12 protein-coding genes and 1 pseudogene are annotated in these 9505 nt (G+C 61.3%); 11 read left to right on the top strand and 2 right to left on the bottom strand.

Translation table 11 applies throughout. The features are described 5' to 3' along the window. A partial coding sequence (locus JNK99_RS16745; protein ID WP_291855363.1) for an efflux RND transporter permease subunit occupies positions 1 to 1446 on the bottom strand: 1446 nt, incomplete at its 3' end. 6 nt (positions 1447 to 1452) lie between these two features. Next, positions 1453 to 2667: an efflux RND transporter periplasmic adaptor subunit gene (locus JNK99_RS16740; RefSeq protein WP_291855361.1), complete on the bottom strand. Its 1215-nt coding sequence runs from the start codon at positions 2665 to 2667 to the stop codon at positions 1453 to 1455. A gap of 256 nt (positions 2668 to 2923) precedes the next feature. Between JNK99_RS16740 and rpoE the strand changes: the two genes are divergently transcribed. The 11 genes and pseudogenes from rpoE to JNK99_RS16685 all read left to right on the top strand — a co-directional run. Next, positions 2924 to 3523 carry an RNA polymerase sigma factor RpoE gene (gene rpoE / locus JNK99_RS16735; RefSeq protein WP_291855357.1) on the top strand — a complete coding sequence of 200 codons (600 nt, stop codon included), beginning with the start codon at positions 2924 to 2926 and terminating at the stop codon, positions 3521 to 3523. A 76-nt stretch (positions 3524 to 3599) separates the two neighbouring features. After that, positions 3600 to 4016: a SoxR reducing system RseC family protein gene (locus tag JNK99_RS16730; RefSeq protein ID WP_291855354.1), complete on the top strand. Its 417-nt coding sequence runs from the start codon at positions 3600 to 3602 to the stop codon at positions 4014 to 4016. 74 nt (positions 4017 to 4090) lie between these two features. After that, positions 4091 to 5533, top strand: a complete 1443-nt coding sequence (locus tag JNK99_RS16725; RefSeq protein WP_291855351.1) for a DegQ family serine endoprotease — start codon at positions 4091 to 4093, stop codon at positions 5531 to 5533. 22 nt (positions 5534 to 5555) lie between these two features. Continuing rightward, positions 5556 to 5798: a glutaredoxin family protein gene (locus JNK99_RS16720; RefSeq protein ID WP_291855348.1), complete on the top strand. Its 243-nt coding sequence runs from the start codon at positions 5556 to 5558 to the stop codon at positions 5796 to 5798. Between the two features lie 323 nt (positions 5799 to 6121). Further along, a complete protein-coding gene (locus JNK99_RS16715; protein WP_291855345.1) occupies positions 6122 to 6487 on the top strand; it encodes a Rap1a/Tai family immunity protein in 366 nt (121 codons plus the stop codon). Between the two features lie 41 nt (positions 6488 to 6528). Then, positions 6529 to 6810 carry a YMGG-like glycine zipper-containing protein gene (locus JNK99_RS16710; protein ID WP_291855342.1) on the top strand — a complete coding sequence of 94 codons (282 nt, stop codon included), beginning with the start codon at positions 6529 to 6531 and terminating at the stop codon, positions 6808 to 6810. A 267-nt stretch (positions 6811 to 7077) separates the two neighbouring features. Beyond that, positions 7078 to 7245 carry a hypothetical protein gene (locus JNK99_RS16705; protein ID WP_291855339.1) on the top strand — a complete coding sequence of 56 codons (168 nt, stop codon included), beginning with the start codon at positions 7078 to 7080 and terminating at the stop codon, positions 7243 to 7245. Positions 7246 to 7463: 218 nt separating this feature from the next. Next, positions 7464 to 7811 (top strand): helix-turn-helix domain-containing protein, encoded by a 348-nt coding sequence (locus JNK99_RS16700; protein ID WP_291855335.1) that lies wholly within the window; start codon positions 7464 to 7466, stop codon positions 7809 to 7811. Beyond that, on the top strand, positions 7730 to 8518 hold the full coding sequence (locus JNK99_RS16695; RefSeq protein WP_291855332.1) for an IS630 family transposase: 789 nt from the start codon (positions 7730 to 7732) through the stop codon (positions 8516 to 8518). Before JNK99_RS16700 ends, JNK99_RS16695 begins: the two co-directional genes overlap by 82 nt. A 43-nt stretch (positions 8519 to 8561) precedes the next feature. Next, on the top strand, positions 8562 to 9311 hold the full coding sequence (locus JNK99_RS16690; protein WP_291855329.1) for a type II toxin-antitoxin system death-on-curing family toxin: 750 nt from the start codon (positions 8562 to 8564) through the stop codon (positions 9309 to 9311). A 93-nt stretch (positions 9312 to 9404) separates the two neighbouring features. Further along, a pseudogene (locus JNK99_RS16685) lies at positions 9405 to 9505 on the top strand (IS5/IS1182 family transposase); the annotation flags it as partial.

The following is a 9505-nucleotide window of genomic DNA, read 5'->3' as shown; positions in this document are numbered from 1 at the left end:
GGCCGAGATGACGACCGAAATTGCGATGGTCACTGCGAACTGCTGGTAGAGCTGACCAGTAATGCCGGGGATGAAAGCGGTCGGCACGAAAACAGCGGAGAGGATGACGGCGATCGCGATGACCGGTCCGGTCACCTCGCTCATCGCCTTTAGGGTCGCGTCCTTCGGCGACAGGCCTTCCTCGATGTGGGGCTCGACCGCCTCGACGACGACGAGGGCGTCGTCGACGACGAGGCCGATCGCCAAGACCAGGCCGAACAGCGACAGGGTGTTGATCGAGAAGCCGAACAGGGGGAAGAGCATGAAGGTGCCGACCAGCGAGACCGGCACGGCGAGCAGCGGGATCAGAGTCGCCCGCCAGCCCTGGAGGAAGATGAAAACGACGATGATGACCAGCACCAGCGCTTCGAACAGCGTGTGCTGGATTTCCTTGATACCTTCGGTCACGGCGAGCGTGGTGTCTAGGGCGATGACATAGTCGAGGTCAGGCGGGAAGCTCTGCTTGAGCTTCTCCATCAGCGCCTTGGCACCGTTGGCGGCATCGAGGGCGTTGGCTCCGGGGATCTGGTAGAGGGCGATCAGCGCCGCCGGCTTGCCGTTCAGCCGCCCTTCCATGTTGTAGGTCTGGGCGCCGAGTTCGATGCGGGCGACATCGGCGACGCGGACGATCGAGCCGTCCGGGTTGGCGCGCAGGACGACCTTGCCGAAATCTTCCTCGGTTACCAGCCGGCCCTGGGCGCGGACGGCGTAGGTGAATTCCTGACCGGGGGGGACCGGCTCGGCGCCGACCTGGCCGGCCGGGTTGACGGTGTTCTGGTTCTGGACTGCGCTGATGATCTCGGGAACGGTGATGTTGAGCTTGGCGAGGACGTCAGGACGCACCCACAGGCGCATCGCGTATTGTCCGGCGCCGAAGACGGTGACGCTGGCGATCCCCTTCACCCGTGTCATCTGGTCGTTGATGTTGATGTCCGAGTAGGTGGCCAGGAAGATGTTGTCGTAGGTGCCGGTCGGCGAGTACAGCGCGACCATGATCAGCGGCGACGACGTCGACTTCTGGACGGTTACACCGTAGTTGCGCACGTCCGAGGGCAGTTGCGACTCGGCCTGGCCCTCGCGCATCTGGGCGAGAAGCTGGTCGGTGTTGGCGTCGGTGCCCAGTGCAAAGTTGACATACAGCGTCGATTGACCGTTGTTGGCGTTGATCGAGTACATGTAGTCCATGTTGTCGACGCCGGACATCTGCTGTTCGATCGGGGTGGCGACGGCCTGCTCGACAGTCAGGGCGTCGGCGCCGGTGTAGGTGCTGTTGACCTGGATCTGTGGCGGCACGATGTTCGGGAACTGCGCGATCGGCAGTCCCGACATGGCGACCAAGCCGACGATGGTCATAAGGATGGAGATGACCATGGCGACGATCGGCCGGTTGATGAAGAACTTGGACATGGCCGCTTACCCCTTGCTCGCCGGTGTGGCCGGTTTGTCCTGCGGCTTGGCCACATCGGCGGCTGGCGCTTCGGGGACAAAGGGTTTCGGGTTGACGGTCATCCCGGGACGCACCTTTTGCGTTCCCTCGGCGATCACCTGATCGCCAGCCTGCAGGCCCTTGCTGATGATCCACTCGCTGCCAATGCGCTCGCCGACGGTCACCGGGCGGATATCCACCTTGTTGTCGGCGCCGACCGCGGCGACCAGATACTTGCCTTGCATTTCCGTGACGGCACGCTGCGGAACCAGCAGTGCGCCCTGGTCCACCGACATCGTCGCCCGCACCTTGCCGTACTGGCCCGGCCGCAGCAGGTTGTCCGGATTGGCGAACAGGGCGGCGACCTTGAAGGTGCCGGTGCTCTGATCGACCTGCCGGTTGAGCACCGCCACCTTGCCCTGGTGAGGATAGAGCGAGCCGTCTACCAGGAAGAGTTGCAACGGGACCTGTTCCGTCTTCCTGCCCGACGCTGCCGCTGCGGTCGCCACCTTGAGATACTCGCGCTCGCTGATGTTGAAGTACACCTTGACCGGATCGACGGTCGACACGGTGGTCAGTTCGGTCGGCATGCTCGGGCTCAGGAGATCGCCGATCTGCGCCTTGGCAATGCCGGCAATGCCGGTGACTGGCGAGGTGATCTTGGTGAAACCGAGGTTGAGCTTGGCCGTCTTGAGCGATGCCTCGGCCGCTTCGAGCGCGGCCTTGGCGGAGAGATCGGCACCCGTGGCGTCGTCGAGATCCTTCTGGCTGACCGCATTCACCGCGGCCAGTGGCTTGATCCGGGCGAGGTTGGCGCGGGTCGTTTCATAACGCGCCGCCTGCTGGGCGCGCAGTCCTTTGGCTTCTTCGACCGCTGCCTCGAAGGTGCGGGGATCGATTTCGAAAAGCGGCTGACCCTGTTTTACCAGGTCGCCTTCACGGTAGTTCTGTTTGATCAGGTAGCCGGTGACCTGCGGACGGATGACCGCATTGACGTTGCCGTCCAGTGAGCCGATCCATTCCATGTAGATCGGCGTGTCCCGCTGTGCCACGGCAATCACTTCGACAACCGGGGGCAACGGTGCTGTTGTCTTCTTCTCGCTACAGCCTGTCGTGATCATAAGTGCGATGCCGGCCATTCCGGCGGTGGCGCACTTGAAGGTCCGGCCGGTGAAGGCGAAGGGAGAGGTGTTGGACATCATGACTGCTCCTGCTTGGGCTAGGTTGGCGTGGCGTTGCGCTGCGGAGGACAGAAGTTCCCCGGGTGGACGCCGAAAGACGAGTCAGGATTATGGGGCAAGTGTGCGGTGCAATCCAGCGGTCGACTACGCGCGACTCTTTGAACCGCCGGATTTGCCCGGTGGGTCCGGTCATGCACTGTTACGATGCTGGCTGGGTGCGTACGTTATACTGCATGGCAAAGCACCGCATCCGTATGCCACAGGAAAACCAGAGAGCATGAGCGAACGCGAAACTGACCAGTTGCTGGTCGAACGCGCACAGACCGGCGACAAGCACGCTTTCGAGTTGCTGGTTGCAAAATACCAGCGCAAGGTGGCGCGCCTGTTGTCGCGCTTCGTGCACGATCCGGCCGAGGTCGAGGATGTGTCGCAGGAGGCGTTCATCAAGGCTTACCGGGCGCTGCCGTCGTTTCGTGGGGACAGTGCTTTCTACACCTGGTTGTACCGGATCTCGATCAATACCGCCAAGAACCATCTCGTCGCACAGGGACGCCGGGCGCCGACCTCGACCGAGTTCGACGCAGAAGAGGCCGAGGGATTTGAGGATGCCGCTCAGCTGCGCGATATCAATACCCCGGAGAGCCTGCTGCTGTCCAGACAGATCGGCGAGACGGTCAACGCGGCAATGGACGCCCTGCCGGAGGAGTTGCGCAACGCGATCGTCCTGCGCGAGATCGATGGCCTGAGTTATGAGGAAATTGCCAGCGCGATGAGTTGTCCGATTGGCACGGTACGTTCGCGCATATTCCGTGCGCGGGAAGCGGTGGCCGAGAAGCTGCGGCCACTGCTCGACATCGCGGCCGACCGCCGGTGGTAGCCGCACGGCAAGACCCGCAGTGCGAGGATGCGATGCCAGTAGTCGACCGCCGGTCTGTCGCGGGGTTTTTCCGGCCATGACCGATGCCTGGGGCACGGTAGTTGCGGTGGATGAGCAGCATGCGACGATACGCATGGACGAGACGGGTTGTGGGCGTTGCGGTGAGCCGGGTGGCTGCGGCGGGAACCATGCCGGCAAGCTGCTCTGCAGCACGCCGCGCACCTTCCGGATGGCCAATCCCGACGGCCGCGCCGTTGGTGAGCGGGTGAGAATCGCCATCGCCGCCGGTGTGCTTGGCCACAGCGCGGTCAAGGCTTACGTCCAGCCCCTGCTGCTGCTCCTGGCCGGCAGCCTGGCGGGTTCGGCCGTGGGCGAAGAGCCGGGGGCGATCGGTGGCGCGCTTGCCGGTCTCGTCGTGGGTTGGCTGGCTCTGCGCCGGGCGCAGCAGCGCTACCGGGATGATCGCCGCCAGCGGCCATCGATCGAAGCTTGATTTTCAGCCTGTTGTCCCCAATCCTTGCTCGGGTCGGTTGGTCGTTCATTGACACTCGGGAGACTTTTGGTGCCATGAAACAGTTGCTCATTGCTTTCCTCTTCGCGTTCGTCTCGTTGTCCGCGCCGGCACAAAACCGGGGGCTGCCCGATTTCACCGAACTGGTCGAGAGACAGGGGCCGGCGGTGGTCAACATCAGCACCACCCAATCCCTGCGCAGTGGTGGCAAGGGCGCCCAGCCGTTTCCGTTCGACGAGAACGACCCGATGCAGGAGTTCTTCCGCCGTTTCATTCCTCGTCAACCGGGAGTGCCGGGTTTGCCGGGGGCGCCGCGTGAGTTCGAGAGCAGGTCGCTCGGTTCCGGCTTTGTCGTCAGTGCCGACGGGTACATCCTGACCAATGCCCACGTGGTCGATTCGGCAGACGAGATTCTCGTTCGCCTGACCGACAAGCGCGAGTTCAAGGCGCGCGTCGTCGGCGCCGACAAGCGGACCGACGTGGCCCTGATCAAGATCGAGGCGACGGGTCTGCCGACCGTGCGCCTCGGTGACCCGAACATCCTCAAGGTGGGCGAATGGGTGGTGGCAATCGGCTCGCCCTTCGGTTTCGACAACAGCGTTACGGCTGGCATCGTCAGCGCCAAGGGACGTTCCTTGCCGCAGGAGAACTATGTGCCCTTCATCCAGACCGACGTGGCGGTCAATCCGGGCAATTCGGGTGGGCCGCTGTTCAACATGAAGGGCGAGGTGGTGGGCATCAACTCGCAGATCTACAGCCGCTCGGGTGGCTTCATGGGGATTTCCTTTGCTATTCCGATCGATGTTGCGATGGAGGTGCAGGGGCAGTTGCGGGCCGCCGGCAAGGTGAGCCGTGGTCGCATTGGCGTCGTCATTCAGGAGTTGACCAAGGAACTGGCCGAATCCTTTGGTCTGGGCAAGGCGCAGGGAGCGGTGGTCAACGCGGTCGAGAAGGGAGGGCCGGCAGACAGGGCGGGGATCGAACCGGGTGACGTGATCCTCCGGTTCGACGGCAAGACGATTGCCAGTTCCAGCGACCTGCCGCGTATCGTCGGCAGCACCAAGCCGGGCAGCAAGGCGACGCTGCAGGTATGGCGCAAGGGAACGACCAGAGACCTGTCCGTGGTGGTGGCCGAAATCCCCGAGGACAAGGTCGCCACACGGAGTACACGCAGTGCCAGACCGGCCGAGCGGGCGGCGAATCGTCTCGGGCTGGTGGTGTCGGAACTGACGGCGGAACAGAAACGCGAACTCAAGCTGGATGGTGGCTTGCTGATCGAGGAGGTGCGCAACAATACGGCGCGTGCCGACCTGCGGCCGGGCGACGTCATCCTGGCGCTGATTGCGCGCGGCGAGAACATCGAATTGAAGAGCGCCGATCAGTTCAACCGCTTGCTCGCCCAGTTCGAAAAGTCGGCTCACGTGACACTGCTGGTGCGGCGCGGCGAGCTGCAGACCTTCGTCACGATCAAGGGGCTGTCGGACAAGCGCGCCGAGTGAGACGAATGAGGCGGTCTGGCGAGTGGACAAGCTGACCCTGGTGTCGCGTCTCTACTGTCACCTTTGCACGGAGATGGAAGAAGCTCTGGCGCCACTGTCGGCCGAGTTCGGGGTGGCGCTGGAAGTGCTCGACGTGGACGCCGATCCAGTGCTCCTGGCACTCTACGACGAGCTGGTGCCGGTGCTCCTGCACGACGGCGAGGAACTCTGCCACTACTTTCTCGATGTCGGCAAAGTCCGTGATCATCTGGACGCGCTGCGCTAAGAACGGCACCTTGCAGCCGTTTGGCCAAACCGGCTGGCAAGTGTCCTGAGCGGTGCTGTCCAGGCGCAATGCCGGTGTCGAGACGGTGGCGGGGCGCTGCTTTTGTCACATCAGGAAGAATCCGGCGCAGCGCATGTCGAATCCTGGGCAATTGGCCAAACACAACAGGCGCTGCGGCCCGACATTGTCTTCCGCCCGGGATGCTCATTTCCCTTACCTTGCCCGAGACCGTGTTCGCAGGTAGAGTATCAGCGGCGTCACGAGGCCCGGTTGTGTTCGGTGCGCCAGGTTGCGCCATCATCGACTTTGCGGAGATTCCCAGGATGAAAATTGCCATTGTTGCCGCGGCTGCTGCGTTCGCCGTTTCCGCCCACGCGGCGCCTCCCGACACCTACAAGATTCGCAATGCGGGCGATCTGGTCAAGATCTGTACTACACAGCCAGAAGAAGCCGATTACGCGACCGCGATCGCGTTCTGTCACGGTGTTCTTGCCGGTGCCTACGGCTATTACGATGCGTCGACGCCGGTCGCCGACCGCTTCGTCTGCGCGCCGGATCCCAGCCCCAAAAGATCAAGGGTTGCTGCCGATTTCGTGACCTGGGCCAATGCCCGCCCGCAGTTGATGAACGCCGGCGCGATCGATACGCTGTTCCGCTTTGCGGCCGAAACCTTCCCATGTCGCAAGTAGGCGATGCAACAGACTTGAAAAGGACACGAGGAGCCATGTTGATGAACAAGAAACTGTTGGTTGTTCCCGTCATCGCTGGTGCACTGGCGCTCGCCGGTTGCGCCGGAATGAGCAGCACCGAGCAGCGCACTTTGAGTGGTGCGGCGATCGGCACGGGCGTTGGTGCTGCGGTCGGCGCGGTGACCGGCGACTGGGGATGGGCTTTGGGTGGTGCGGCGATTGGTGCAGCTGGAGGCTACATTTACGATCAGCAGAAGCAGAAAGAGCAGCGTGCCTACGAGCAAGGGGTGCAGGCGGGCAAGTCGCAGACGCAGAAGAAGTGAAGCGTTTCGCTAGCTGACGGAGGGAACGCCGGCGGTGCCGGCGCCGGTTGTGTGAGCTCGCTGCCGCTTGGCTGCTGCTCGCGGCCGGTATCGGCGGCAATCAAGAATCGGACGTAACGAAGCGGGGCGTCCGATCTGAGGCGCCTCCCGGCATTCACGCAGGTCGGGTGGCGCTCCTTTCTTTGCCAGTGGCAGTGCTCTAGAGTCTGTTGACATTCAGGCGAGCCCTATGACCGATGCGGTGAGGGCGATGAAGGAAGTAAGCCGTTGGCCGAGTTTGTCGTAGCGTGTGAGGATGAGCTTCCCCCAAAATTTCGTCTGCCCAGAGTGACCTGGAATGACGTCACTTTGGGAAAGCATGAGACGAAGATGGCGAAGCTGGCCTGCCCGACCGAATTCAAGGAACTGGCGGTGAAGCGGATCAAGGCAGGGTAGAGCGTCTGCACGGTTTGCAAGGAACTCGGGCTGAGCGACCAGGCCGTGCGCAACGGGGTGAAGGCAGCATCGGAAGGTAAGCTCAATGGTGCCGGCGGCAGGGCGGTGAGGCCGGAAGAGAGGGAGCTTTCAAGGCTGCACGCCGAAAATCTGCGGTTCAAGCGGGCGAACGAAATCCTATTGATCCGGCCCAAACAAATGTTGAATGATGGGTGCCGATGCTGGAATATCTCGGCATGGACACGAACGACAAAGAAGTGCGGACGACGGAGCAGCTCTATGCCTTACGCAAACAGGCGGGGCGGTTGCATCGCAAGGGATTGCCGGTGATGCAGATTGTTGCGATGACGGGGCTGAGCTGGCCGGGAGTGCGTGCTGCACTGGCGCGTCATGAAGCCGGAGGGATGGCCGCTTTGAAGCCTGCCATTCGCGGAAAAAAGCCGGGCACGGGCCGAAGCCTGACCCGCGAGCAGGAGCAGGCGATTTGCCGGATCATCTGCGACAAGCGCCCGGAGCAACTCAAGAGGGAATTTGCGTTGTGGAATCGTGCGGCGGTGGGCAACTGATCGAGCAGGAATACGGTATCAAGCTGCCTGTTCGATCGATAGGCAAATACCTCGCCCGCTGGGGTTTCCCGCCGCAAAAGCCGATCAAGAAGGCCTACGAACAACGTCCGGAGGCCGTCCGTCAATGGCTGGACGAGCAGTATCCGGCGATTGCCGAGCGGGCCAAGGCCGAAGGGGGCGAGATTCATTGGGGCGATGAGACCGCCCTGGTCAATACCGACGTCCGCGGGTGGAGTTATGCGCCCGCGGGGCAGACGCCGGTGGCCTACACCGTGGGCGGGACGCGACAGAAGTTGTCGATGTTGGCCACCGTGACCAATCAGGGCAAAACACGCTGGATGATTATCGATGAAGCCTTCAATGCTGATCGGCTGATCGAATTTCTGGAAGCCTTGGTCAAGGATGCCGGGAAGAAGGTGTTTCTGATTCTCGACAATCTGCGGGTACATCACAGCAAGCCGGTCAAAGCGTGGTTGGCTGAACGGCAGGACCAGATCGAGTTGTTTTATCTGCCGAGCTACCGCCCGGACCTCAATCCCGAGGAACGTTTGAACGCCGATCTCAAACACGCCATCGGTACCAAAGTACCGGCCCGCACCAAGGCCAAGTTGAAGGCGGTGGCGACCCAGCACATGACCGAAATTGAACGCTCACCCGAGCGCGTCAAAGCCTTCTTCCAAGATCCGAAAGTGCGCTATGCCGCGTAGAGATTTATTCGGGCCGGATCAATAGCTTTCACAGGACGAAATCATGGCTGAACTCGTACGCCTTTCCGAAGACGAAGTGCTTGCCATCCGCCGTCAGATGGGAAAGATGAACATTGCGACTCAAAATGCTTTTGGCCGCATAGAACCCCTGGACCCCGGCAAGTTATCTTCGGCGGTTCATCGCCAGTTCACATCTGGCGGCGGAAAGTACAAGTACGACACCCTTCACGATATTGGTGCGACTCTGTTTTACGGCGTCGCGATGAGCCACTCGTTTGAGAATGGCAACAAACGCACCGCTCTAGTATCGCTGGTGGTTTTTTTGGATAAGAACCGCGGGCTGCTCGTAGACACATCCGAAGACGAACTCTACGAACTTGCTCGCGAGGTTGCTGCACACGAAATTCAGATTCAAACAGGCGCATCGCGCAGTGCCGATACTGAAGTCGGCGCTATAGCGTCATGGCTTCGAGAAAGGGTAAGGCCCAAAGTCCTGGGAGACACGGCGATTGAATTCCGCCAACTGCGAGACCTTCTCGCAGAGCAAGGCTGTACGTTTACTAGCCCGGATAACAATTACATAAAGATCTACCGCGACCAATGGATGGTCAAGACCGGCTATCCCAAGGCCAACTTCATCGTCCAAGTTGGTGAGGTAAAGAAAATCCGAAGGGCGCTACGCCTCGATGAAATTCACGGAATCGATTCCGCTGGCTTTTACAACCTTGACACCACGGTCGATAAATTCGTGAATCAGTATCGCAACCTTATGAAACGGCTGGCTGATCTGTGAAACGTGTGAAAGCTAAGGAAGCACTGATTTAATCATCCCGGCGAACGATGCCATTGGTATGATGTGCACGTTGTTGGGGATGGGATTGTGCCAGTGAAGCAGATCAGTTTTTCGGAAGCCGAGTTTGCCGCGAAGAGGCGGGTCACCAGACGAGAGCGCTTTCTTGCCGACATGGAACGGGTTATCCCCTGGCA

Origin of the sequence: Accumulibacter sp., from assembly GCF_016789985.1 — a bacterium.
Classification (GTDB): domain Bacteria; phylum Pseudomonadota; class Gammaproteobacteria; order Burkholderiales; family Rhodocyclaceae; genus Accumulibacter.
This window is presented reverse-complemented; position numbering and strand designations above follow the sequence as displayed.

What these genes read in the sequence shown, in the direction of transcription:
- JNK99_RS16710 (WP_291855342.1), top strand. Translation starts at nt 6,529, where the DNA reads ATGAACAAGAAACTGTTGGTTGTTCCCGTCATCGCTGGTGCACTGGCG.
- JNK99_RS16730 (WP_291855354.1), top strand. Translation starts at nt 3,600, where the DNA reads ATGACCGATGCCTGGGGCACGGTAGTTGCGGTGGATGAGCAGCATGCG.
- JNK99_RS16715 (WP_291855345.1), top strand. Translation starts at nt 6,122, where the DNA reads ATGAAAATTGCCATTGTTGCCGCGGCTGCTGCGTTCGCCGTTTCCGCC.
- JNK99_RS16690 (WP_291855329.1), top strand. Translation starts at nt 8,562, where the DNA reads ATGGCTGAACTCGTACGCCTTTCCGAAGACGAAGTGCTTGCCATCCGC.
- JNK99_RS16740 (WP_291855361.1), bottom strand. Translation starts at nt 2,667, where the DNA reads ATGATGTCCAACACCTCTCCCTTCGCCTTCACCGGCCGGACCTTCAAG.
- rpoE (WP_291855357.1), top strand. Translation starts at nt 2,924, where the DNA reads ATGAGCGAACGCGAAACTGACCAGTTGCTGGTCGAACGCGCACAGACC.
- JNK99_RS16725 (WP_291855351.1), top strand. Translation starts at nt 4,091, where the DNA reads ATGAAACAGTTGCTCATTGCTTTCCTCTTCGCGTTCGTCTCGTTGTCC.
- JNK99_RS16700 (WP_291855335.1), top strand. Translation starts at nt 7,464, where the DNA reads ATGCTGGAATATCTCGGCATGGACACGAACGACAAAGAAGTGCGGACG.